This window comes from Klebsiella sp. MBT K-1 (assembly GCF_002556465.1).
Classification (GTDB): domain Bacteria; phylum Pseudomonadota; class Gammaproteobacteria; order Enterobacterales; family Enterobacteriaceae; genus Klebsiella; species Klebsiella grimontii.
In genome coordinates this window covers 1-23,628 of sequence record NZ_PDEL01000027.1, presented here as the reverse complement: position 1 = coordinate 23,628, position 23,628 = coordinate 1, and the positions used below count along the sequence as shown (strand labels likewise).

Here is a 23,628-nt window from a genome sequence, read left to right as displayed (position 1 = left end):
TTTATCCCGACATCAGCAAGCAAACGGATGATTACATCATTACGACATCAAACTGCTCTTGATTATAGAGCGGTTCAATTTGTACTTTGACCTGCTTACCGACAAAGATCTCGACTTCTGCCAGCGCGTGCGACTCTTCCCCTTTCAGCGTTTCCGCTACCGCAGGAGAAGCATAGACCAGGAATCGGTCGGAATCGTAGGCGTGATGCACGCGCACGATTTCGCGCATGATTTCATAGCACACCGTTTCCACCGTTTTCACCGTACCGCGCCCGTGGCAGGTAGGACACTCATTACACAGCACGTGCTCCACGCTTTCACGAGTGCGCTTGCGGGTCATCTCTACCAGTCCAAGCTGGGAAAAGCCGTTAATGCTGGTTTTAACCCGGTCTTTGCTCAGCGCCTGCTCAAGAGAGTGCAGCACCCGGCGACGGTGATCTTCATTGTTCATATCAATGAAATCAATGATGATAATCCCGCCGAGATTGCGCAGCCGTAGCTGACGAGCAATCGCCTGGGTCGCCTCAATATTGGTATTAAAGATAGTATCGTCAAGATTACGGTGACCGACGAATGCGCCGGTGTTGATATCAACGGTGGTCATCGCTTCCGTTTGATCAATGATCAGATAACCGCCTGATTTCAGCTCAACTTTACGCTCCAGCGCGCGCTGAATTTCGTTTTCCACGTCGAAAAGATCGAAAATCGGCTGGCGGCCGCTGTAATGCTCCAGCTTGCTGGTCATCTCAGGAATATATTCGGCGGTAAACTCAAGCAGCGATTCGTAGGTCAGACGGGAGTCCACGCGAATACGGTCAAGATGCGCATCGGCGAAATCACGCAGCACGCGCTGCGCCAGCGCCAGCTCACCGTACATTTGATAACGCGTCTGCTGGCGCTTTTTGCGCTCCATCACTTTTGTCCAGACGCGCTTGAGATAGGCGGCATCTGCGGCCATCTCCTGCTCATGAACGCCTTCCGCCGCGGTACGGATAATGAATCCGCCCTGTTCGTCACAGTATTCAGAGACCACTTTTTTCAGGCGTTCGCGTTCCGCTTCGCTTTCAATACGCTGAGAGACGCCGACGTGCGAAGCCCCGGGCATAAAGACCAGATAGCGAGAAGGAATGGTGATATCGGTGGTCAGGCGAGCGCCTTTGGTGCCGAGAGGATCTTTCACCACCTGCACCATTAAATCCTGCCCCTGACGCACCAGCTCGGAGATATCGCGGACGGCGAACTGCTTTTGCTCTTCGCCCGCCACGCACTCGGTATGCGGCATAATATCGGAAGCGTGCAGAAACGCGGCCTTATCCAGGCCAATATCTACAAAAGCCGCCTGCATTCCCGGCAGCACCCGACTGACACGACCCTTGTAGATATTGCCTACTATTCCGCGTCGCGCTTCACGCTCAATATGAATTTCCTGAAGAATACCGCCATCAATGTAAGCGACGCGCGTTTCTGATGGCGTTACGTTAACTAATAGTTCAGCAGTCATCTTTATCCCTTTTCTTCACGCAGTGAGTTAAAGTTACTTAGCAACTCATACGTTTCCACTAGCGGTAAGCCAACTACGGCGTGATAGCTGCCATTTATCTTCCTGACGAAACAGCCACCCAACCCCTGAATACCGTATGCACCTGCTTTATCTAACGGTTCGCCGCTGGCGACATAATCGGCGATATCCTGTACTGAGAGCACGCGGAAAGTAACCTCCGTGACCACCAGGCAATCCAGCGTCTGCTGCTTATCGGCCAGCGCCACGGCGGTCATCACCTGATGGGTTTTCCCGGAAAGCATGCGCAACATTTCTGCGGCGTGCCCGGCATCGCGCGGTTTTTCCAGCACTTCACCGTTCAGGATGACAATGGTATCCGCGCCCAAAACGGGCAGATCGCGCGGTGCCAGCGCGACGCCAGCCTGCGCCTTTTCGCGCGCCAGACGGACCACATACTGCTGAGCGCTCTCCTGCGGGCGGCGCAGTTCCTCAATACCGGGAACCACGCGCTCAAAAGCGAGGCCAAGCTGAGTCAGCAGTTCCTGCCGACGCGGAGAACCTGAAGCAAGATACAGAGTCGTCATATCAACCTTATTGCACCGCAAACTGCTGGCGCACTTTACGCATCAGCAGGAAAATCCATGGCCAGAGCACACCGTTTACTACACTACTCCAGAACACTTCCGGACGGAAAGAGACGTTGATCACTAAAAACTCTGCCCAGAAAACAATGATATCCACGGAGAGGGATAACATGACGACTACCAGAGCCTGTTGCCAGAGCGCCAGATTGCGGAACAGCTGATATTTCAGCGCGACCAGATAAGCCACAATACTTAATGATAGTGCGCGAACGCCAAGCGTCGAGCCGCTGATGAGATCGAGGATCGCCCCCATCACAAAGCCTGTGCCGACATTAACCCGGTGGGGCAGCGCGAGGATCCAGTACAACAGGATAAGCAATACCCAGTTTGGCCGGTAAACGCTAATGTCCGCCGGCCAGGGCATTATTTGCAGCAATAGTGCGATAAGAAACGAGAGCCAGATAACCCAGCGTCCCTGGCTACGGTAACTTGCCACTATTGCCCCCCCGCTGGCTGAGACTGCTGTGGCATACCGGTTGCCGGAGCCGGCATCTGCGGCCCCATCGCATCTGGCGCAGGCAGAACCTGCGGCATCATCTGCATCAGGCGTTCATTCGCTACGCGATGAACCTCTTCCGGCGTCATCGGATTCGCGCCGTTGCGATCGGCTCCCCATAGCAGCAGCAGGTAACGCAGGCGCTGCAGACCGGCTGTCGGACGCGCCTGAATCACCGTATACGCGCGCTGCGTATCCAGCTTAACGGACGAAACCACCCCTACCGGATACCCTTCAGGGAAGCGGCCGCCGAGGCCCGAAGTCACCAGGACGTCGCCGACGCGAATATCGGTATTGGCCGGCAGATGTTCCAGCTGCAAATCGTCGGTACAGCCGTTGCCTGCGGCAATCACGCGAATATCGTTACGCAGTACCTGAATCGGTAACGCATGCGTGGCATCGCAAATCAGCAGCACGCGGCTGGTCAGTTTCGCCACCGCCACCACCTGACCCACAACGCCTTTATCGCTGATCACCGGCTGGCCTTCATAAACGCCGTTAACGCTGCCTTTATCGATAACGACCTGATCGCTATAGGGGTCGTTAACCGTTGAGATGACCTGGGTCACCATTTTTTGCTCGTCCTGACGCAGCGGAGAGCCCAGCAGTTCCCGCAGACGCGCGTTCTCCTGCTTGTACTGGCCCAGCATCAACAGATCGCTGTTCTTCAGCAACAGTTCCTGGCGCAACGCGCGGTTTTCCAGTTCGAGCTGGTCGCGGGTGGCCAGCGTTTGCGAAACGCTATCCAGCAATTCCCGTGGACCATTAGAAACAAAGTAGAAAGGGCTGACGGCAGTATCCATGTACGTTCGAATTTGGCTGAACGTACCCAGGCGGCTGTCGGCGATTATCACGCCAAGCGCCACCAAAACCGCCAGAATAAGGCGAATCTGTAGCGACGGGCCACGGCTAAAAATTGGCTTCATAGGCTATGCGTATTCTCGTGTCAGTTAAGATCGGGGCAGCCGTAGGCCAGCTACCCGGATCTCAGGCTGACTACTCTTCGCTGAACAAGTCGCCGCCGTGCATATCGATCATTTCCAGTGCCTTGCCGCCGCCACGAGCGACGCAGGTCAGTGGATCTTCTGCAACTACGACAGGTATTCCTGTCTCTTCCATTAACAGACGGTCAAGGTTGCGCAACAGTGCGCCACCGCCGGTCAGAACCATTCCGCGTTCGGAGATATCGGAAGCCAGTTCCGGCGGGCACTGTTCCAGCGCGACCATCACCGCGCTGACGATGCCGGTCAACGGCTCCTGCAGCGCTTCGAGGATTTCGTTAGAGTTCAGCGTAAAGCCGCGCGGCACGCCTTCAGCAAGGTTACGCCCGCGAACTTCGATTTCGCGAACTTCATCACCCGGATAAGCGGAACCGATCTCGTGCTTAATACGTTCTGCAGTCGCTTCGCCGATCAGGGAACCATAGTTACGACGGACATAATTAATGACGGCTTCGTCAAAACGGTCGCCGCCGATACGGACGGAGGAGGAGTAAACCACACCGTTCAGAGAGATAACCGCCACTTCAGTGGTACCGCCGCCGATATCCACAACCATCGAACCCGTTGCTTCGGAGACCGGCAGACCGGCGCCGATCGCAGCCGCCATCGGCTCTTCAATCAGGAAGACTTCACGGGCGCCAGCGCCCTGTGCGGATTCGCGAATCGCGCGACGCTCAACCTGGGTCGCGCCAACCGGTACGCAGACCAGCACGCGCGGGCTCGGACGCATAAAGCTGTTGCTGTGCACCTGTTTAATAAAGTGCTGGAGCATTTTTTCGGTAACGAAGAAGTCGGCGATAACGCCGTCTTTCATTGGGCGAATAGCTGCAATGTTGCCCGGTGTACGCCCAAGCATCTGCTTCGCTTCATGACCCACAGCGGCGACGCTTTTCGGCGATCCGGCACGATCCTGACGAATGGCCACAACGGAAGGCTCATTCAATACGATGCCTTGTCCTTTTACATAAATCAGGGTATTCGCGGTACCCAGGTCAATGGACAGGTCATTGGAAAACATGCCACGAAATTTTTTTAACATACTAAGGGATAATCCTGAAAGCTGGGGCGGAAAACAAAATCCGCTTACTTTACCAACCACGCGCAGCAGCGACAAGGCGCAAAAATCATCTGCTGCGGTGAAAATTAGTGCAGTTCGTTACCTTTGTTACAAATTTGACTGAGTCCGTCCGACGCAGAAATCTTCAGCAGCGCTCCGCGCTTGAATCTGCAACCTGTCAAAGGTCATTCACTGGCATTTACATTGCGACAATCCGGCAGGTAGACAAGCACACCCCCATCACTATGGCGCGCATTATTCTACGTGAAATCACGCTAAACGGCAGATCAAACAGAGTATCTTTGCGAATATTTTTTCACATTTGTGTCAAGTGGCTGTGAGGCGGCAAAAAATTCCCCCTGACCGCCGGTAACACCGCATTGAGACAGCACCTGCCACTCGCTTCGGCTGAGCACGCCGGTTGCGAAAACCTGAACCGGCATTCCTTTACAGGCCTCAACCAGGCTCTGGACCAGCAGCTGATTTTCACTGCGTTTTTCTATATTGCGCGATAACCCCGAATGCAGCTTAATCACTTCAACGTCGAGCTGCTTGATCCAGCTAGTTCCAACCAGCGTCAGACCGGCCTGAACAACGGCGATCCGAATACCTAAAGCGTTAACCAACCGCATAACCGGCTGCAGGCGGCCGATATATTGACAAACATCCGCCTCTGCAAGTTCAAAAATAATACGTCGACGGTGCGATTTTTCGCATTGCATCAAAGTATCGCGCAGCCAGCGCTGGAATCGGGGGCGGATTAAAGACTCAACCGTCACTTGCAGCGCGAGGTTTTCTTCCGGCCAGAAGCCTAAAAACGGCAGCAGTCGCGTAATTTGCAGGCGGTCATACTCTTCCGCCAGGCCAAACTGCAGCACCATCGGCATATATTCCGCCGCAATCACCTCTTCCTTGCCATCATACAGACGGCACATTAGCTCGCGATGATGTACGCGACCGTCGCGAGTCACCGCCGGTTTCTGGTAAAGTCGCGGCCCGCCTCGGCTGAGCATCTGCTCGATAAGGGTACGCCAGCGCACGTTGCCACGCCCTTTCTCCGGCAGAGAGTCATCATAGACAGCCCAGCTATTGCTGCCCTGCAGCACCGCATTGCGCGTAGCCGCTTCCGCATGTTCCATCACCTGAGCCGCCGTTTGCCCGCTACGGAAAGCACAGATCCCGATATGCATCATATCGTCGCGATCGAGAATGCGCGTCGGCGGCAGAGCGTCCATGGCTTTCAATAGCAACCCGGCAATGCTGTCCGCCTCTTTTAACGTACGATGCGGAAGCAAGACGGCAAAATCACTGCGATGGTAGCGAGCCAGCAGCGCGCCAGGGTAACGCATGATGAAAGTGGAAAGCATGTTGATCAGCGTAAAGTAATGCTCTTCGGTCGCCGCGCGCCCCCAGTTATCGCGAAGCAGGTCGAAATCCGGCAGGCGGATCATCATAACGATGCCGTATGACCCCACCTTCTCCTGATCTTCAAGCAGCGTCGATAGCTGGTTATCAAAAAATAATCGGTTACTCAGCCCGGTTTTTGAATCCTGCGCGACATAGGAACGAATCAGGGTATCCATGCGGCTTCGCTGATCGCTGGCGAACTGAAGTTCGGATAGCAGCATATCCAGCGCGCTACTGGTGTTCGCTGGCCACTCGTGTACCGATCCGCGCACCTGCGGTCCACGTTCGCCATTAAGAATACGCGCAGTGCGAAGCTCCAGTAGCTCCTGGCCCGCCAGTTGGCGACGGATCCAGCGCACGGAGAAAAAGATAATCAGCACCATAAAACCAATGGCGATGGAAAGCGGCGCGGTGACGTGCAGTGAACGGAAGTAATTGGCCATGGGATCCAGGTATACCAGATGGATAGCCATACCTGGGTGTTTGAGCGACGGGACCGTGATAGCGCGAAACTGCTTGCTGCTGCCTAAAGGGCGATAGTTATCGGTGCGAGAATGGCTATAGACCGACTTGCCATTGAGCTGAAAATCAACGCGCACCGCTTCGACCGGCGTCATCAGTTCATCCATCTGCGGTTCAATCTGGTCAAAGGACATAGAGACCAGACGGTTATCCAGCATCGTCGCCACCGCCTGAACGCGGTTAGTCATTTTTAGCTGAATGCCGTTATAAAAACTCAGCGAAGCGCCAATCAGCGTGACAAAGATCGTCAGGCCGGTGAGCAACGTGACAAAAGCTGAGAATTTCGTCGTTAATCGCATCCCTGTGTTAACTCCGCGTGTGAATGACTACCCGATAAACATCCGGGCTCCTGTGCTGGCGCCTAAACTAAAGTAAGCACTAACTTTCTAAAGAGCGACGCATACTATCAAAGCTGGCGCATCTGGCAATTTATTGCGTTACGTCGGTGTAATAATGCCGTTAGCGAGTATAGTCTGCAGAAAAAATTTTCCAATCATCCAACCTATGAGGACCGGCGCATGCAGGCTTTAATCTTAGAACAGCAGGATGGCAAAACTCTCTCTTCGGTGCAAACCATTGACGCCAGCCAGCTGCCACAGGGCGATGTGACAGTGGATGTCCAATGGTCCAGCCTCAACTATAAAGATGCGCTGGCTATCACCGGGAAAGGAAAAATTATCCGCAACTTTCCGATGATTCCTGGCATCGATTTTGCCGGTTTTGTCCACAGCAGCGAAGATCCTCGCTTCCACGCCGGCCAGCAGGTGCTGCTGACCGGATGGGGCGTGGGGGAAAACCACTGGGGCGGTCTGGCGGAGCGCGCTCGCGTTAAAGGCGACTGGCTGGTGGCGATGCCTCAAGGCCTGGATGGACGTAAAGCCATGGTGATTGGTACCGCGGGTTTCACCGCGATGCTGTGCGTGATGGCGCTGGAAGACGCCGGGATCCGTCCTGAAGACGGCGAAGTGGTGGTCACCGGGGCCAGCGGCGGCGTCGGCAGCACCGCGGTCGCTTTGCTGCATCATCTCGGGTACAAGGTGGCGGCGGTTTCCGGGCGCGAAAGCACGCATGAATATCTTAAAAACCTCGGCGCTCAGCGCATTCTTAGCCGCGATGAGTTCGCCGAAACCCGGCCGCTGGAAAAACAGCTGTGGGCCGGTGCCGTTGACACCGTTGGCGATAAAGTGCTGGCAAAAGTACTGGCGCAGATGAACTACGGCGGCTGCGTCGCCGCCTGCGGTCTGGCAGGCGGCTTTGCTCTGCCCACTACCGTGATGCCCTTTATTCTGCGTAACGTGCGCCTGCAGGGCGTTGACTCGGTGATGACCCCTCCCGCGCGCCGGGCCGAGGCCTGGCAGCGGCTGGTTCGCGATCTCCCGGAATCTTTCTACGCGCAAAGCGCAACGGAAATCACCCTCGCGGAAGCCCCTGCGTTTGCCGATAAGATCATGAGCAATAAAATTCAGGGCCGCACGCTGGTCAAAATCGCCTAATCTGCAATTTTTCGTGACATATTCGCAATAACGCTGCGCCTCCGCCATGCTAAGAAAAACGCATGACGGAGGATGCCATGAAACCCAAAAAACTGACGGAAGCCGACGTGACGGCAGAATCCGTTTTTATGTTGCAACGTCGCCAGGTCCTGAAAATGCTGGGGATTAGCGCGACCGCCCTTTCCCTCTCCCCCTCCGCGCAAGCTGACCTGCTGGATTGGTTTAAAGGCAACGACCGCCCGCCGGCACCGGCGGGTAAAGCGCTGACGTTCGATAAACCGGCGCAATGGCAAAACAATCTCACGTTAACGCCGGAAGATAAGGTATCAGGCTACAACAACTTTTATGAGTTCGGCCTGGATAAAGCCGATCCGGCGGCAAATGCCGGAAGCCTGCGCACTGACCCCTGGACGCTAACGATCGGCGGTGAAGTGGCAAAACCCCTCACGCTCGATCATGACGACCTGACCAGCCGCTTCCCGCTGGAGGAGAGAATTTACCGCATGCGCTGCGTCGAAGCCTGGTCGATGGTGATTCCGTGGGTCGGCTTCCCGCTACATAAACTGCTGTCGCTGGTCGAACCCACCAGCAATGCACGCTACGTCGCGTTTAAAACGCTTTATGCGCCTGAACAGATGCCGGGCCAGAAGGATCGTTTTATCGGCGGCGGGCTGGCGTATCCCTATGTCGAAGGGCTGCGGCTCGATGAAGCCATGCATCCTCTGACGCTGCTCAGCGTCGGCGTGTATGGCAAAGCGTTGCCCCCGCAAAACGGCGCGCCGGTTCGACTCACCGTTCCCTGGAAGTACGGTTTCAAAGGGATAAAGTCGATCGTCAGTATCGAACTGACTCGTGAACGTCCCCCCACCACCTGGAACCTCGCCGGGCCTGAGGAATATGGCTTCTACGCCAACGTCAACCCGCATGTCGATCATCCCCGCTGGTCGCAGGCAACCGAGCGCTTTATCGGCGCAGGCGGCGTACTCGACGTCAAACGCCAGCCAACGTTGCTCTTCAACGGCTATGCCGAGGAAGTGGCCTCGCTCTACCGGGGCCTGAACCTGCGGGAGAATTACTAGTGCGCCTGACTGTAAAGCAGATAACCTGGCTGAAAGCGCTTCTCCATCTTGCCGGCTTTTTGCCTTTTGTCTGGCTGTTTTGGGCCGGGCATCAAGGGTATTTCAGCGCCGATCCGGCAAAGGATATCCAGCACTTCACCGGTAGGATGGCTCTTAAATTCCTGCTGGCTACCTTGCTTGTTTCGCCGCTGGCGCGCTACGCTAAACAGCCGTTATTGATACGCACCCGGCGTTTACTCGGTTTATGGTGCTTTGCCTGGGCAACGCTGCATTTGACCAGCTATACGCTGCTCGAACTTGGGATTAACAATCTGACGCTATTGGGTACAGAAGTGTTCACCCGCCCCTACCTGACGCTGGGGTTAATCAGCTGGCTGATTCTGCTGGCGCTGGCGGCGACGTCAACGCAAGCGATGCAGCGAAAATTGGGGCGTCGCTGGCAAACATTGCATAACTTCGTCTATGTTGTCGCGATCCTCGCCCCCATCCACTACCTGTGGTCGGTGAAGATTTTATCCCCGCAACCGATAATTTATGCGCTGCTGGCGGTCCTGCTTCTGGCATGGCGATACAAGAAGTTCCGCCAGTGGTGGCGCTAATTCCGGATATGTGCAGTTTCCCGCAGTTCTTTTATCAACCGCCACTCTTTTCACGATAGCGGTTGATAATCTTCCCTGATAAGACCAGTATTTAGCTGCCAATTGCTACGAAATCGTTATAATGTGCGACTTTGGTTTTCCTGACGGGCTTTTTGAGTCCCGAAAAGGTGACAATCGCGCATCGAAGGTATATTTTGTTTTTTACCCGAGAATGGCAGAAGATAGCCGCATATTGGCCGATAAGTTTCGCTTTTTGCTTTCGAGCATCGGAGGCTTAACCTGTCGGCTTCTGAAGAAGCGCGGCATCTTGCAACAGCAGTAATTCATATGCTTTACAGACGGTGCTAACACGCCTGTCACAATCACACTAAACAAAGAGTACGGAACCCACTCATGGATATTCGTAAGATTAAAAAACTGATCGAGCTGGTTGAAGAATCAGGCATCTCCGAACTGGAAATTTCTGAAGGCGAAGAGTCTGTACGCATCAGCCGTGCCGCGCCAAACGCAGGTTTCCCGGTGATGCAACAGGCTTATGCCGCACCGATGATGCAGCAACAGCCAGCGCTGTCTAACGCAGTCGCCTCTGCGGCAACGCCAGCAATGGAAGCCCCTGCGGCAGCGGAAATCAGTGGCCACATCGTACGTTCCCCAATGGTTGGTACTTTCTACCGCACCCCGAGCCCGGACGCGAAAGCCTTCATCGAAATCGGTCAGAAAGTTAACGCAGGCGATACCCTGTGCATCGTTGAAGCCATGAAAATGATGAACCAGATCGAAGCCGATAAATCCGGCGTGGTGAAAGCCATTCTGGTCGAAAGTGGTCAACCGGTAGAATTTGACGAGCCACTGGTCGTCATCGAATAACGAGGCGAACATGCTGGATAAAATTGTTATCGCCAACCGCGGCGAGATTGCATTGCGTATCCTGCGTGCCTGTAAAGAACTGGGCATCAAGACCGTTGCTGTGCACTCAACGGCGGATCGCGATTTAAAACACGTATTGTTAGCGGATGAGACGGTCTGTATCGGCCCGGCGCCGTCCGTAAAAAGCTACCTTAATATCCCGGCGATTATCAGCGCTGCTGAAATCACCGGCGCGGTGGCTATTCACCCGGGTTACGGATTTTTGTCCGAAAACGCAAACTTCGCTGAGCAGGTTGAGCGTTCCGGCTTTATCTTTATCGGTCCGAAAGCTGACACCATCCGCCTGATGGGCGATAAAGTGTCGGCTATCACCGCGATGAAGAAAGCCGGCGTTCCGACCGTACCGGGTTCTGACGGCCCGCTGGGCGAAGATATGGACGTTAACCGCGCTCATGCAAAACGCATTGGCTACCCGGTGATTATCAAAGCCTCAGGCGGCGGCGGCGGTCGCGGTATGCGCGTCGTGCGCAGCGATGCTGAGCTGGCGCAATCCATCTCCATGACCAAAGCGGAAGCGAAAGCCGCTTTCAACAACGACATGGTGTATATGGAGAAATACCTGGAGAATCCTCGTCACATTGAGATCCAGGTACTGGCTGATGGCCAGGGTAACGCTATCTATCTGGCTGAGCGCGACTGCTCCATGCAGCGTCGTCACCAGAAAGTGGTCGAAGAGGCGCCAGCGCCGGGCATTACGCCGGAACTGCGTCGCTATATCGGCGAGCGTTGCTCCAAAGCGTGCGTCGATATCGGCTATCGCGGCGCGGGTACTTTTGAGTTTCTGTTCGAAAACGGCGAGTTCTATTTCATCGAAATGAACACCCGTATTCAGGTTGAACATCCGGTAACCGAAATGATCACCGGCGTCGACCTGATTAAAGAACAGCTGCGTATCGCTGCAGGGCAGCCGCTGTCCATCAAGCAGGAAGAAGTTGTGGTTAAAGGCCATGCGGTGGAATGCCGTATCAACGCCGAAGACCCGAATACCTTCCTGCCGAGCCCGGGTAAAATTACCCGCTTCCACGCGCCGGGCGGTTTTGGCGTGCGCTGGGAGTCTCATATCTACGCAGGCTACACCGTGCCTCCGTACTATGACTCCATGATCGGGAAGCTGATCTGCTATGGCGAAAACCGTGATGTCGCGATTGCCCGCATGAAGAATGCGCTGCAGGAGCTGATTATCGACGGCATCAAAACCAACGTTGATCTGCAGATTCGCATCATGAACGACGAGCATTTCCAGAATGGTGGCACCAATATCCACTATCTGGAGAAAAAACTCGGATTGCAGGAGAAGTAATTCTGCCATCGTTGCAAAAGGCCGGATAACCCGGCCTTTTTTCTTTTTCTCTCCCCTCCTCTTTGCCATGCGGTACAATCCCCGCTTTCTTCATCCTCAGGGGACAAAAAATGGACAAGCGTTTTGTTCAGGCCCATAAAGAGGCGCGCTGGGCGCTGTGGCTAACCCTTCTCTACCTTGCGGCCTGGCTGGCTGCCGCCTATCTGCCGGGCGTCGGTATTGGTATCACCGGTCTGCCGCACTGGTTTGAAATGGCCTGCCTGCTGGTACCGCTGGTGTTTATTCTGCTGTGCTGGGCGATGGTGCGTTTCATCTTCCGCGATATTTCCCTGGAGGATAACGATGCAGTTTGAAATCATCGTTGTACTGCTCGTTTACCTGTTGGTCGTGTTTGGTCTGTCGATTTACGCGATGCGCAAACGCAGCAGCGGCAGCTTTCTCAGCGAATACTTTCTCGGTAGCCGTTCGATGGGCGGCTTCGTTCTCGCAATGACGCTAACCGCCACCTATATCAGCGCCAGTTCTTTTATCGGCGGGCCGGGAGCCGCCTATAAATATGGGCTTGGCTGGGTGCTGCTGGCGATGATTCAGGTGCCAACAATCTGGCTGTCATTAGGGATACTCGGCAAAAAGTTCGCCATTCTGGCGCGGCGCTATAACGCGATTACCCTTAACGATATGCTACAGGCGCGCTACCAAAGCCGCGCGGTCGTCTGGATAGCGAGCGTAAGCCTACTGGTCGCCTTTGTCGGGGCGATTGCCGTGCAGTTTATCGGCGGCGCCCGCCTGCTGGAAACCGCCGCCGGCATCAAATATGAAACGGGCCTGCTGATCTTCGGCATCACTATCGCGCTGTACACCGCCTTCGGCGGCTTCCGCGCCAGCGTCCTCAACGACACGATGCAAGGTATGGTCATGCTGATCGGCACCATCGTCTTGCTGGTTGGCGTCGTACACGCGGCAGGCGGATTGCATAACGCCGTGGATACGCTGCAGCATATCGACCCGAAGCTGGTATCGCCGCACGGAGCGAACGATATCCTCACTCCGGCATTTATGACCTCCTTCTGGGTTCTGGTGTGCTTCGGGGTTATCGGCCTGCCGCACACCGCCGTGCGCTGCATCTCTTATAAAGATAGTAAAGCGGTGCACCGCGGCATCATCATCGGTACCATCGTTGTCGCGATCCTGATGTTTGGTATGCATCTGGCCGGCGCGCTGGGTAGAGCCGTTTTGCCCCACCTGACCGTCCCGGATCAGGTTATCCCGACCCTGATGGTGCAGGTTCTCCCCCCCTGGGCTGCGGGTCTGTTTCTGGCGGCCCCGATGGCCGCGATCATGTCGAACGTCAATGCCCATTTATTGCAGGCTTCAGCTACGATCATTAAAGATCTTTGGCTCAGCGCTCAGCCGACGAAAAAACATAATGAACAGAAGCTAAAGCGGATCTCAACGATCGCCACGCTGGTGCTGGGGATCCTGATGATGCTGGCCGCCTGGCGTCCGCCTGAGATGATCATCTGGCTCAACCTGCTGGCGTTCGGCGGCCTTGAGGCCGTGTTCTTATGGCCGCTGGTTCTGGGTCTGTACTGGGAACGGGCGAATGCAACAGGCGCATTGAGCGCGATGATCGTCGGCGGCGTACTCTATGCCATACTCGCCACTTTTAATCTTCAGTACCTGGGCTTCCATCCGATAGTGCCCTCGTTGCTGTTAAGCTTATTGGCTTTCCTGGTCGGAAACCGGTTCGGTACCTCCGCCCCGCAAGCCGCCGTATTGACTACTGATAAATAAAGAGTTTTGCCATGCCATGGATCCAACTGAAATTGAATACTACCGGCGCGAACGCGGAAGAGCTGAGTGATGCGCTGATGGAAGCGGGTTCCGTTTCCATTACTTTCCAGGATACTCACGATACGCCGGTATTCGAACCTCTACCGGGTGAAACCCGTCTGTGGGGCGATACGGACGTTATCGGTCTGTTTGACGCCGAAACCGATATGGCAGAGGTGGTCGCCATTCTGCAGCAGCATCCGCTGTTGGGCGTCGGTTTCGTGCATAAAATCGAACAACTGGAAGATAAAGACTGGGAGCGCGAGTGGATGGATAACTTCCACCCTATGTGCTTTGGTCAACGACTGTGGATTTGCCCGAGCTGGCGCGATGTTCCGGATGAAAACGCCGTGAACGTGATGCTCGACCCGGGCCTGGCGTTTGGTACCGGTACGCATCCCACCACCGCGATGTGCCTGCAGTGGCTGGATGGACTCGATCTCGCGGGTAAAACGATTATCGATTTTGGCTGCGGCTCAGGCATTTTGGCTATCGCGGCATTAAAGCTGGGCGCGGCGAAAGCTATCGGTATTGATATCGATCCGCAGGCCATTCAGGCCAGCCGCGATAATGCCGAACGTAACGGGGTCTCTGAACGCCTGGAACTTTATCTGCCCAAGGATCAGCCAGAGGCGATGAAAGCCGATGTGGTGGTCGCCAACATTCTGGCTGGCCCATTACGCGAGCTGGCCCCTCTTATCAGCGTGCTGCCGGTTACAGGCGGTCTGCTGGGGCTTTCCGGTATCCTTGCCAGCCAGGCGGAAAGCGTTTGTGAAGCCTACGCCGAGCTCTTTGAGCTCGATCCCGTCGTGGAAAAAGAGGAGTGGTGCCGAATTACCGGTTATAAAAAGTAATCTCTCCTTGTGGCCTCATCGCAGGCCACAACTTTTCGCGTTTTCTGTACATAATCTTGCGCTCAATAAGAATAAGATGATGAGGTAACGTATTGTAGTTACCAATAAAATCATCATTCTATTCATCGGACGAATTATATGAAAACATCTTTAGGCAAGGCGGCATTGTTGGCGTTAAGCATGATGCCCGTTACGGTTTTCGCTTCCCACTGGAGCTATGAAGGCGAAGGTTCGCCGGAACACTGGGGGGCGCTCAATGAGGAGTATAAAACCTGCCAGAACGGCATGAACCAATCCCCCATCAACATCGATGCCACGTTCAAAACCCACCTTTCACCGCTGGATACGCACTACATCGATGGCCCAATCACGCTCATTAATAATGGCCATACCATCCAGGCGGCGCTAAAGACCACGACAGCGGACACCATTACGATTGACGGTACGCCATTTATCCTCCAGCAGTTCCATTTCCATGCCCCGAGCGAAAACACGGTCCACGGCAAGCACTATGCGATGGAGATGCATCTGGTACATAAGAACGCTAAAGGCGCCGTCGCCGTGGTGGCGGTGATGTTCGAGCAGGGCGCGGAAAATACAGAACTGAACAAGCTGTGGGCCACCATGCCCGAGCAGGCTGAGCAGACGGCTAAAATTGTCACGCAAATGGATCTCAACGCCCTGCTTCCCATAGATAAAACCTACTGGCGCTTTAGCGGCTCTCTGACCACTCCGCCTTGTTCAGAAGGGGTAACCTGGATTGTGCTTAAGCATCCCCTGACCCTTTCTTCAGCGCAGCTGGCAAAATTCAGCCACGCTATGCATCACGATAACAATCGTCCGGTACAGCCGCTGAACGGTCGCGTGGTCATAGAGTAAACATCAGAGATGCTTCACGATCATGTTCTGAAATGAGAGCTAACTCACATAAAGCCAAGGTAATTTGCTGATTTCTTCAGCAGATTATCTTGCCCGCAGCCGGCTCCGGGAAGAAAAAATGAGAAGTTAGACAAAATTATATGTGTAGATAAATTCATCACATATTTTTAATGCAATGATTTATAAAGCTAATTATTCATGGACGCTAATCTTCATGGCGATTCTTTGATCCACCGCAGAGGATTGCTCAAAGTTTGGCCTTTCATCTCGTGCAAAAAATGCGTAATATACGCCGCCTTGCAGTCACAGTATGGTCATTTCTTAACTCATGCGCATCGGACACTACCAGCTCAGGAATCGACTCATCGCAGCGCCTATGGCTGGCATTACTGACAGACCATTCCGGACGTTGTGTTACGAGATGGGAGCAGGATTGACCATATCCGAGATGATGTCCTCCAACCCGCAGGTTTGGGAGAGCGACAAGTCCCGCTTACGGATGGTGCACGTTGATGAGCCCGGTATTCGTACCGTGCAAATCGCCGGCAGCGTGCCGGAAGAGATGGCTGCAGCCGCCCGTATTAACGTGGAAAGCGGCGCCCAGATTATTGATATCAATATGGGGTGTCCGGCTAAAAAGGTGAATCGTAAGCTTGCAGGTTCAGCCCTCTTGCAGTACCCCGACCAGGTGAAGTCCATCCTGACGGCGGTCGTCAAAGCAGTGGACGTTCCCGTAACTCTCAAGATTCGCACCGGTTGGGAACCGGAACACCGTAACTGTGTAGAAATTGCCCAACTGGCTGAAGAATGTGGCATTCAGGCTCTGACTATTCACGGACGCACGCGCGCCTGCTTGTTTAACGGAGATGCTGAGTACGACAGTATTCGGGCAGTTAAGCAGAAAGTTTCCATTCCGGTTATCGCGAATGGCGACATTACTGACCCGCTTAAAGCCAGAGCTGTGCTCGACTATACGGGGGCAGATGCCCTTATGATAGGCCGTGCCGCTCAGGGAAGACCCTGGATCTTTCGGGAAATCCAGCACTATCTGGACACTGGAGAGCTGCTGCCCCCGCTGCCGTTGGCAGAGGTTAAGCGCTTGCTTTGTGCACACGTTCGGGAACTGCATGGCTTTTATGGCCAGGCAAAAGGGTACCGAATCGCACGCAAACACGTATCCTGGTATCTGCAGGAACACGCTCCAGATGACCAGTTTCGGCGCACATTCAACGCCATAGAAGATTCCAGCGAACAGCTGGAGGCGTTGGAGGCATACTTCGAAAATTTTGCGTAATAGAAATAAAGAGCTGACAGAACTATGTTCGAACAACGCGTAAATTCTGACGTACTGACCGTTTCTACCGTTAACTCTCAGGATCAGGTGACTCAAAAGCCCCTGCGTGACTCGGTTAAACAGGCACTGAAGAACTATTTTGCTCAACTGAACGGTCAGGATGTTAATGACCTGTATGAGCTGGTACTGGCTGAAGTAGAACAGCCCCTGTTGGACATGGTGATGCAATACACCCGCGGTAACCAGACCCGTGCTGCCCTGATGATGGGCATCAACCGTGGTACTCTGCGTAAAAAATTGAAAAAATACGGCATGAACTGATACTAATCAGTTAAATGTTTGATATAAAAGGCGCTCTTCGGCATGGGGAAGCGCCTTTTTTATTTCATTGATTGTAATGGCTCACTGTCGCCAGCTGTCGTGTAGTCCCACAAAGGATCGACATAATATTATCAACCAAAGCGGGCGCCTGGCGATACAGATCAAATTGCCCCGGCTCCACCAGCCAGTTTTTAATAATACCGGTAAACGCGCTGTGTAAGACAATTAATGAAATTTCAACATTCGTTTCCGCTGGTAATACTCCGTTACGAATACAGAGCTGCAAAACCCCGCCAATAATCGGGTAACTAAATCCAATTCTCTTACGAATCTCAGCTTCCGGCATCATGTCGCTGGAAAACTCACATTTCTGATACAGAATTTGCATCAACGCACGCTGACGGGGATTATTGGCGATATATTGTAAGCCAATAATAAATTTCTCTCGTAGCGTGCTGAGCGGATCCTTGCTCTCTTTTTGGGGAAATTCATGCTGAAGCAGGTCGCGTAGCGGCAGCTGCTGTTGCCATATTTCATTAAATAGCTCCGCTTTGCTCGCAAAGTGCCAGTACACCGCTCCGCGCGTGACGCCAGCAGCATCAGCAATATCGGCTAAGGTGGTGCTGGTCACGCCGCGTAGGGCAAACTGCTGAATGGCGGATTCAATCAGAAGCTGCCGGGTCTTTAGCGCATCTTCTTTCGTTCTTCTAGGCATACGGTGCTCCACTCAACGCCAGATTGAGAGTGTGGGAAATAGCTGAATAGGTATAAACCTAGCATCTGACAATCAATATTGTTTAGCAAAAATACAGATAAGTTAAATCTCAAACCAAAATAAAATAAATACACACAACAAATAATTAATTCCAATTCATTCATGAATTAAATATCAATGTAAGCAAATTTTAATTTGAGATCATCCTAAAAACATAATCCCTGATATTTTGTTTTTACGTGCCTTGCTGATGGCTAAAAAATAACTATGTCTTACATACATCTTTTTTTATTTGTAGGATAACAAACCGCATTTTAATTCATTATTTCTTGCACAGATTCGTGGCCAAATCAGGCTCATAATCTATAAGGAACAGCAATGACACCTCATGTCAGGGTTACACTTTTATCCAGCCTTATCATCTCGGCTATCTTGCTCAGCGGTTGCGATAATTCAGGCGATGGGCAACCGCATGCACAGATACCCCAGGTTTCCGTTTATGTGGTACACAGCGCGCCGCTATCCGTCACCACGGAGCTACCCGGCCGCACATCAGCCTACCGCGTCGCGGAAGTCCGCCCGCAGGTGAATGGAATAATCCTGCAGCGTAACTTTGTCGAAGGTAGCGATGTCAGCGCAGGACAGTCGCTTTATCAAATCGATCCGGCGACTTATCAGGCAGCTTACAACAGCACAAAGGGCGATGAAGCGAAAGCGGAGGCCGCAGCCGCCATCGCCCATTTAACGGTAAAACGCTACGCGCCTCTTCTCGGCACAAAATATATCAGCCAGCAAGAGTACGATCAGGCGGTGGCGACCGCACGCCAGGCTGATGCCGATGTTATCGCTGCAAAAGCAGCCGTGGAAAGCGCGCGTATTAATCTGGCCTACACCAAAGTGACCTCTCCCATCAGCGGCCGTATCGGCAAATCGAGCGTGACCGAAGGCGCCCTGGTGACGAACGGTCAGGCCGACGCGATGGCGACGGTACAGCAGCTCGACCCCATTTATGTGGACGTTACCGAATCCAGTAATGATTTCATGCGCCTGAAACAGGAAAGTCTGCAGCACGGCAATGACACCAAAAACGTGCAGTTGATTATGGAAAACGGTCAGCCTTATACGCTTCAGGGCGCTTTACAGTTCTCTGATGTCACCGTGGATGAGAGCACCGGCTCAATTACGCTACGCGCGATCTTCCCTAACCCACAGCACGCTTTGCTGCCAGGAATGTTTGTTCGCGCCCGCATTGATGAAGGCGTGTCGCCGAATGCCATTCTCGTTCCCCAGCAGGGAGTCACCCGCACGCCGCGCGGCGAGGCCAGCGTGATGCTCGTTAATGACAAAAACCAGGTGGAAACGCGGGCTGTCACCGCTGCGCAGGCGATTGGCGATAAGTGGTTAGTCACCAGCGGTCTGAAAGCCGGTGAAAAAGTTATCGTCAGCGGTCTGCAGAAAGTACGTCCCGGCGTCACCGTGAAGGCCGAAGAGGATACCGCGACGTCCGTCGCGCAATAAGGTACAAATCCCTATGTCTAAGTTTTTTATTCATCGACCGGTCTTCGCCTGGGTGCTGGCGATCATCATGATGATTGCTGGTGGCCTCGCGATTATGCAGCTACCGATTGCACAATACCCGACTATCGCGCCGCCAGCGGTGGCGATCTCCGCAACCTATCCGGGTGCGGACGCGCAAACCGTTCAGGATACGGTGACTCAGGTTATCGAACAGAACATGAACGGTATCGATAACCTGATGTACATGTCCTCAACCAGCGATTCTGCAGGCGGCGTGACCATCACCCTGACCTTTACGTCGGGTACGGATCCGGATATTGCGCAAGTTCAGGTGCAGAATAAACTCCAGCTGGCGACGCCGCTTCTGCCTCAGGAAGTACAGCAGCAGGGGATTAGCGTCGAGAAATCAAGCAGTAGCTTCTTGATGGTCGCTGGATTCATCTCCGATAACGCCAGCACCACTCAGGATGATATCTCTGACTATGTCGCATCGAACGTCAAAGATACCATCAGCCGCCTTAACGGCGTTGGCGATGTACAGCTCTTCGGGGCGCAGTATGCAATGCGCGTCTGGCTGGACGGCAATCTCCTGAATAAGTACAACCTCACGCCTGTCGACGTCATTAACCAGCTACAGATACAGAACGATCAGATTGCAGCAGGCCAGCTTGGCGGTACGCCGGCCCTTAAAGGCCAGCAGCTAAACGCCTCCATCATTGCTCAGACACGGCTGAAAGACCCGGCAGAGTTTGGCAAAGTGACGCTGCGCGTGAACGCGGATGGCTCAGTGGTGCATCTGAAAGATGTGGCACGTATTGAGCTGGGTGGTGAGAACTACAACGTTGTCGCTAAAATCAATGGAAAACCGGCTTCAGGCCTCGGAATTAAACTCGCTACCGGCGCCAATGCCCTCGATACCGCCGCTGCGATTAAAGCGAAGCTTGCCGAACTGCAGCCGTACTTCCCCCAGGGAATGAAGGTCGTCTATCCTTACGACACCACGCCGTTTGTGAAAATCTCAATTCATGAGGTCGTGAAGACGCTGTTTGAGGCAATTATCCTCGTCTTCCTGGTAATGTACCTGTTTTTACAGAATATCCGGGCCACGCTGATCCCCACTATTGCGGTTCCGGTCGTCCTGCTCGGCACCTTTGCCGTCCTGGCAACGTTCGGTTACTCCATCAATACGCTAACCATGTTTGGCATGGTGCTGGCAATAGGCCTTCTGGTCGACGATGCTATCGTGGTGGTGGAAAACGTCGAACGCGTCATGGTTGAAGAGAAGCTTCCGCCAAAAGAGGCGACGGAAAAATCGATGGCGCAAATACAGGGGGCGCTGGTTGGCATTGCCATGGTGCTCTCGGCGGTGTTTGTTCCGATGGCCTTCTTTGGCGGTTCTACGGGAGCGATTTATCGGCAATTCTCTATCACCATCGTCTCCGCCATGGCGCTGTCCGTACTGGTGGCGCTGATCCTGACCCCCGCGCTTTGCGCTACATTATTGAAACCCGCATCAGCCGATCATCATGAGAAGAAAGGATTTTTTGGTTGGTTTAACGCGAAATTCGATCGTAGCGTGAGCCACTACACTAACAGCGTTAGTGGGATCCTGCGCTGTACCGGACGCTATCTCATCATCTATTTGCTGATCGTTGTGGGTATGGCCGTGCTCTTTGTGCGCCTGCCCACCTCCTTCTTGCCGGATGAGGATCAGGGGGTATTTATGACCATGATCCAACTGCCTTCAGGCGCAACGCAGGAGCGCACGCAAAAAGTGCTTGATACGGTTACCGATTACTACCTGCATAAAGAGAAGGCGAACGTTGAAAGCGTCTTTACCGTTAACGGCTTTAGCTTTAGCGGTCAGGGTCAAAACTCCGGTATGGCGTTTGTCAGCCTGAAGCCATGGGAAGAACGCAGTGGTTCCGAAAATGGCGTTGAGGCCATCATCAAACGAGCAACCGCCGCCTTCAGCCAGATTAAAGATGCCATGGTCTTCCCTTTCAACCTGCCGGCCATTATCGAGCTGGGTACGGCCACGGGTTTTGACTTTGAGCTTATCGATCAGGGCAACCTCGGCCATAGCGCGCTAACCCAGGCCCGTAATCAGCTCCTTGGTATGGTGAGAGAGCATCCGGATCAGCTGGTACGCGTTCGCCCAAATGGGCTCGAAGACACGCCGCAATTCAAGCTGGATGTCGATCAGGAGAAAGCTCAGGCTCTGGGTATTTCGCTATCCGATATCAATGAGACCATTTCCGCGGCGCTGGGGGGATATTACGTCAACGACTTTATTGACCATGGGCGAGTGAAAAAAGTCTACGTTCAGGCCGATGCAAAATTCCGTATGCTGCCGAGCGATATCAATAATATGTACGTCCGCAGCGCGAATGGCGAAATGGTCCCGTTCTCCGCTTTTGTGACTTCGCGCTGGGTTTATGGCTCCCCGCGCCTGGAGCGCTACAATGGTTTGCCCTCTATGGAAATGCTTGGCGAAGCGGCGCCCGGGAAAAGTACCGGTGATGCGATGATTTTAATGGAGCAATTGGCCAGCAAGCTTCCGACTGGGATCGGCTACGACTGGACGGGGATGTCTTATCAAGAACGTTTATCCGGTAATCAGGCGCCAGCTTTATATGCCATTTCACTTATCGTTGTCTTTTTGTGTCTTGCGGCGCTTTATGAAAGCTGGTCTATTCCCTTCTCCGTCATGCTCGTCGTTCCATTAGGGGTGGTTGGAGCACTGCTGGCAGCGTCGTTACGTGGGCTTAATAATGACGTTTATTTCCAGGTGGGTTTATTAACAACTATCGGCCTGTCTGCGAAAAACGCTATTCTTATCGTTGAGTTTGCGAAAGACCTGATGGATAAGGAAGGCAAAGGAATTATCGAAGCCACACTTGAAGCATCTCGTATGCGTTTACGCCCTATCCTGATGACTTCGCTGGCCTTTATCCTGGGAGTTCTGCCTCTGGTAATTAGCCACGGAGCCGGCAGCGGCGCCCAAAACGCGGTCGGTACTGGCGTTATGGGCGGAATGCTGATGGCGACATTGCTGGCTATCTTCTTCGTCCCCGTCTTCTTCGTGGTGGTAAGACGCCGTTTTACGAAACACGCAGAGTAAATACTCTTATCTAAAGGCACCTTTCTGGTGCCTTTTTTTTCGTCTGCGTATCGGTAACTATCCTGATGATATTAAATGTATTTATTAATTTTTAATAATTGCCGCGGTTTCCCATACACATTATTTATCTATCGTCTTCTGACTTTCTTCACGATATTTACGTTACTCATAAATTGAGATTATTTACTCTAGCGGCGCCCTGTATTGCTGATGATAAAATAAACCGTTCCGTAGGTGTATGGGTTCTCCAATACAGCGAAGCGGATTATTTAGAGGTAACATCATGAATAAATTTATTATAGTGGCATTGCTGGCAACGCTGCTCGCCGGCTGTGCGCACGACTCTCCGTGTGTGCCGGTTTATGATTCTGAAGGTAGATTAGTCCACACCAATACCTGTATGAAAGGAACGACCCAGGATAACTGGGAAACTGCTGGCGCGATTGCCGGAGGCGCAGCCGCGATAGCTGGTCTGACGCTCGGTATCGTGGCATTGACGCGTTAATTCCTTTCTCTTCTCTGACATGACAGGTACCGGAGTCATATCCGGTACCGCTTTCCCCGAAGGTAAGCCCCACGATGCTTAAACTGTATTGCCCGCTGCTGAAGCCCGGACAAAGCTCCCTCGGATAACAGCGAGCGGATGAAACGTCATTGCCGGATATGATTTTTTCGTAGACGCAAAAACGCAAAAAGCCCATCCGTCAGGATGGGCTTTTCACTTATTTGATGCCTGGCAATGCCCTACTCTCACATGGGGAGACCCCACACTACCATCGGCGCTACGGCGTTTCACTTCTGAGTTCGGCATGGGGTCAGGTGGGACCACCGCGCTATCGTTGCCAGGCAAATTCTTTTCAAATCGCCGAACTTTAACCTAAAAAACTGGTGCTGATACCCAGAGTCGAACTGGGGACCTCACCCTTACCAAGGGTGCGCTCTACCAACTGAGCCATATCAGCACACTTAATTTGATGCCTGGCAGTTCCCTACTCTCACATGGGGAGACCCCACACTACCATCGGCGCTACGGCGTTTCACTTCTGAGTTCGGCATGGGGTCAG

The 23,628-nt window shown here is 53.5% G+C and carries 20 protein-coding genes, 1 tRNA gene, 2 rRNA genes and 1 pseudogene; 14 read left to right on the top strand and 10 right to left on the bottom strand.

Annotated elements, in window-relative coordinates; translation table 11 throughout:
* Window positions 1-31: 31 nt before the first annotated feature.
* The 6 genes from rng to csrD form a co-directional block, all read right to left on the bottom strand.
* The gene (rng, locus tag CMQ96_RS27110; RefSeq protein ID WP_004125826.1) at window positions 32-1,501 is read right to left on the bottom strand and encodes a ribonuclease G; all 1,470 of its coding nucleotides are present in this window, start codon (window positions 1,499-1,501) and stop codon (window positions 32-34) included.
* Window positions 1,502-1,503: 2 nt separating this feature from the next.
* A complete protein-coding gene (locus CMQ96_RS27105; protein ID WP_064411739.1) occupies window positions 1,504-2,085 on the bottom strand; it encodes a nucleoside triphosphate pyrophosphatase in 582 nt (193 codons plus the stop codon).
* A gap of 7 nt (window positions 2,086-2,092) precedes the next feature.
* On the bottom strand, window positions 2,093-2,581 hold the full coding sequence (mreD, locus tag CMQ96_RS27100) for a rod shape-determining protein MreD (RefSeq protein ID WP_004125830.1): 489 nt from the start codon (window positions 2,579-2,581) through the stop codon (window positions 2,093-2,095).
* Window positions 2,581-3,567, bottom strand: coding sequence for a rod shape-determining protein MreC (gene mreC, locus CMQ96_RS27095; RefSeq protein ID WP_004125831.1), 987 nt, complete (start codon window positions 3,565-3,567; stop codon window positions 2,581-2,583). The genes mreD and mreC overlap by 1 nt, the downstream gene beginning before the upstream one ends.
* A 70-nt stretch (window positions 3,568-3,637) precedes the next feature.
* Window positions 3,638-4,681 (bottom strand): rod shape-determining protein MreB, encoded by a 1,044-nt coding sequence (mreB, locus tag CMQ96_RS27090; RefSeq protein ID WP_002918653.1) that lies wholly within the window; start codon window positions 4,679-4,681, stop codon window positions 3,638-3,640.
* 305 nt (window positions 4,682-4,986) lie between these two features.
* Window positions 4,987-6,927, bottom strand: coding sequence for an RNase E specificity factor CsrD (gene csrD / locus CMQ96_RS27085; RefSeq protein WP_004139703.1), 1,941 nt, complete (start codon window positions 6,925-6,927; stop codon window positions 4,987-4,989).
* 219 nt (window positions 6,928-7,146) lie between these two features.
* On the opposite strand from csrD, the gene CMQ96_RS27080 reads away from it, so the two are divergent.
* The 11 genes and pseudogenes from CMQ96_RS27080 to fis all read left to right on the top strand — a co-directional run bounded on the left by CMQ96_RS27080 (window position 7,147) and on the right by fis (window position 17,207).
* A complete protein-coding gene (locus tag CMQ96_RS27080; protein ID WP_004139700.1) occupies window positions 7,147-8,121 on the top strand; it encodes an MDR family oxidoreductase in 975 nt (324 codons plus the stop codon).
* Between the two features lie 77 nt (window positions 8,122-8,198).
* Window positions 8,199-9,200 (top strand): protein-methionine-sulfoxide reductase catalytic subunit MsrP, encoded by a 1,002-nt coding sequence (gene msrP, locus CMQ96_RS27075; RefSeq protein WP_049090443.1) that lies wholly within the window; start codon window positions 8,199-8,201, stop codon window positions 9,198-9,200.
* Window positions 9,200-9,799, top strand: coding sequence for a protein-methionine-sulfoxide reductase heme-binding subunit MsrQ (gene msrQ, locus CMQ96_RS27070; protein WP_004139694.1), 600 nt, complete (start codon window positions 9,200-9,202; stop codon window positions 9,797-9,799). Before msrP ends, msrQ begins: the two co-directional genes overlap by 1 nt.
* A 393-nt stretch (window positions 9,800-10,192) precedes the next feature.
* A complete protein-coding gene (accB, locus tag CMQ96_RS27055; RefSeq protein ID WP_004125844.1) occupies window positions 10,193-10,666 on the top strand; it encodes an acetyl-CoA carboxylase biotin carboxyl carrier protein in 474 nt (157 codons plus the stop codon).
* A gap of 10 nt (window positions 10,667-10,676) precedes the next feature.
* Window positions 10,677-12,026, top strand: a complete 1,350-nt coding sequence (gene accC / locus CMQ96_RS27050) for an acetyl-CoA carboxylase biotin carboxylase subunit (protein ID WP_004125846.1) — start codon at window positions 10,677-10,679, stop codon at window positions 12,024-12,026.
* A 110-nt stretch (window positions 12,027-12,136) separates the two neighbouring features.
* Complete coding sequence (locus CMQ96_RS27045; protein ID WP_004139687.1) at window positions 12,137-12,379, top strand: YhdT family protein; 243 nt, start codon at window positions 12,137-12,139, stop codon at window positions 12,377-12,379.
* Window positions 12,369-13,820, top strand: a complete 1,452-nt coding sequence (gene panF, locus CMQ96_RS27040; protein ID WP_004139683.1) for a sodium/pantothenate symporter — start codon at window positions 12,369-12,371, stop codon at window positions 13,818-13,820. The genes CMQ96_RS27045 and panF overlap by 11 nt, the downstream gene beginning before the upstream one ends.
* 11 nt (window positions 13,821-13,831) lie before the next feature.
* Window positions 13,832-14,713 carry a 50S ribosomal protein L11 methyltransferase gene (gene prmA, locus CMQ96_RS27035; protein WP_049086303.1) on the top strand — a complete coding sequence of 294 codons (882 nt, stop codon included), beginning with the start codon at window positions 13,832-13,834 and terminating at the stop codon, window positions 14,711-14,713.
* Between the two features lie 138 nt (window positions 14,714-14,851).
* On the top strand, window positions 14,852-15,592 hold the full coding sequence (locus CMQ96_RS27030) for a carbonic anhydrase (protein ID WP_064371554.1): 741 nt from the start codon (window positions 14,852-14,854) through the stop codon (window positions 15,590-15,592).
* 328 nt (window positions 15,593-15,920) lie between these two features.
* Window positions 15,921-16,929, top strand: a pseudogene (dusB, locus tag CMQ96_RS27025) (tRNA dihydrouridine synthase DusB).
* Window positions 16,911-17,207 (top strand): DNA-binding transcriptional regulator Fis, encoded by a 297-nt coding sequence (gene fis / locus CMQ96_RS27020; RefSeq protein WP_000462905.1) that lies wholly within the window; start codon window positions 16,911-16,913, stop codon window positions 17,205-17,207. Before dusB ends, fis begins: the two are co-directional and overlap by 19 nt.
* A 64-nt stretch (window positions 17,208-17,271) precedes the next feature.
* Here fis and envR read toward each other — a convergent pair whose 3' ends face one another.
* Window positions 17,272-17,922 (bottom strand): acrEF/envCD operon transcriptional regulator, encoded by a 651-nt coding sequence (envR, locus tag CMQ96_RS27015; protein WP_004139668.1) that lies wholly within the window; start codon window positions 17,920-17,922, stop codon window positions 17,272-17,274.
* Between the two features lie 378 nt (window positions 17,923-18,300).
* On the opposite strand from envR, the gene CMQ96_RS27010 reads away from it, so the two are divergent.
* From CMQ96_RS27010 to CMQ96_RS27000, 3 genes are all read left to right on the top strand, one after another.
* A complete protein-coding gene (locus CMQ96_RS27010; protein ID WP_004139667.1) occupies window positions 18,301-19,440 on the top strand; it encodes an efflux RND transporter periplasmic adaptor subunit in 1,140 nt (379 codons plus the stop codon).
* Between the two features lie 13 nt (window positions 19,441-19,453).
* Window positions 19,454-22,564, top strand: coding sequence for an efflux RND transporter permease subunit (locus CMQ96_RS27005; protein WP_024360646.1), 3,111 nt, complete (start codon window positions 19,454-19,456; stop codon window positions 22,562-22,564).
* A 283-nt stretch (window positions 22,565-22,847) separates the two neighbouring features.
* Window positions 22,848-23,069, top strand: coding sequence for a membrane protein (locus tag CMQ96_RS27000; protein ID WP_004125860.1), 222 nt, complete (start codon window positions 22,848-22,850; stop codon window positions 23,067-23,069).
* Between the two features lie 226 nt (window positions 23,070-23,295).
* Here CMQ96_RS27000 and rrf (CMQ96_RS26995) read toward each other — a convergent pair.
* From rrf (CMQ96_RS26995) to rrf (CMQ96_RS26985), 3 genes are all read right to left on the bottom strand, one after another.
* Window positions 23,296-23,411: ribosomal RNA gene (gene rrf / locus CMQ96_RS26995) — 5S ribosomal RNA — on the bottom strand.
* Window positions 23,412-23,450: 39 nt separating this feature from the next.
* A tRNA-Thr gene (locus tag CMQ96_RS26990) sits at window positions 23,451-23,526 on the bottom strand.
* Window positions 23,527-23,540: 14 nt separating this feature from the next.
* Window positions 23,541-23,628: ribosomal RNA gene (gene rrf, locus CMQ96_RS26985) — 5S ribosomal RNA — on the bottom strand; the annotation flags it as partial.

Coding starts and splice junctions, on each gene's coding strand:
- CMQ96_RS27000 (WP_004125860.1), top strand. CDS start 22,848: ATGAATAAATTTATTATAGTGGCATTGCTGGCAACGCTGCTCGCCGGC.
- panF (WP_004139683.1), top strand. CDS start 12,369: ATGCAGTTTGAAATCATCGTTGTACTGCTCGTTTACCTGTTGGTCGTG.
- accB (WP_004125844.1), top strand. CDS start 10,193: ATGGATATTCGTAAGATTAAAAAACTGATCGAGCTGGTTGAAGAATCA.
- rng (WP_004125826.1), bottom strand. CDS start 1,501: ATGACTGCTGAACTATTAGTTAACGTAACGCCATCAGAAACGCGCGTC.
- csrD (WP_004139703.1), bottom strand. CDS start 6,927: ATGCGATTAACGACGAAATTCTCAGCTTTTGTCACGTTGCTCACCGGC.
- mreB (WP_002918653.1), bottom strand. CDS start 4,681: ATGTTAAAAAAATTTCGTGGCATGTTTTCCAATGACCTGTCCATTGAC.
- msrP (WP_049090443.1), top strand. CDS start 8,199: ATGAAACCCAAAAAACTGACGGAAGCCGACGTGACGGCAGAATCCGTT.
- prmA (WP_049086303.1), top strand. CDS start 13,832: ATGCCATGGATCCAACTGAAATTGAATACTACCGGCGCGAACGCGGAA.
- CMQ96_RS27105 (WP_064411739.1), bottom strand. CDS start 2,085: ATGACGACTCTGTATCTTGCTTCAGGTTCTCCGCGTCGGCAGGAACTG.
- CMQ96_RS27005 (WP_024360646.1), top strand. CDS start 19,454: ATGTCTAAGTTTTTTATTCATCGACCGGTCTTCGCCTGGGTGCTGGCG.
- CMQ96_RS27010 (WP_004139667.1), top strand. CDS start 18,301: ATGACACCTCATGTCAGGGTTACACTTTTATCCAGCCTTATCATCTCG.
- CMQ96_RS27080 (WP_004139700.1), top strand. CDS start 7,147: ATGCAGGCTTTAATCTTAGAACAGCAGGATGGCAAAACTCTCTCTTCG.
- fis (WP_000462905.1), top strand. CDS start 16,911: ATGTTCGAACAACGCGTAAATTCTGACGTACTGACCGTTTCTACCGTT.
- accC (WP_004125846.1), top strand. CDS start 10,677: ATGCTGGATAAAATTGTTATCGCCAACCGCGGCGAGATTGCATTGCGT.
- mreC (WP_004125831.1), bottom strand. CDS start 3,567: ATGAAGCCAATTTTTAGCCGTGGCCCGTCGCTACAGATTCGCCTTATT.
- CMQ96_RS27030 (WP_064371554.1), top strand. CDS start 14,852: ATGAAAACATCTTTAGGCAAGGCGGCATTGTTGGCGTTAAGCATGATG.
- envR (WP_004139668.1), bottom strand. CDS start 17,922: ATGCCTAGAAGAACGAAAGAAGATGCGCTAAAGACCCGGCAGCTTCTG.
- CMQ96_RS27045 (WP_004139687.1), top strand. CDS start 12,137: ATGGACAAGCGTTTTGTTCAGGCCCATAAAGAGGCGCGCTGGGCGCTG.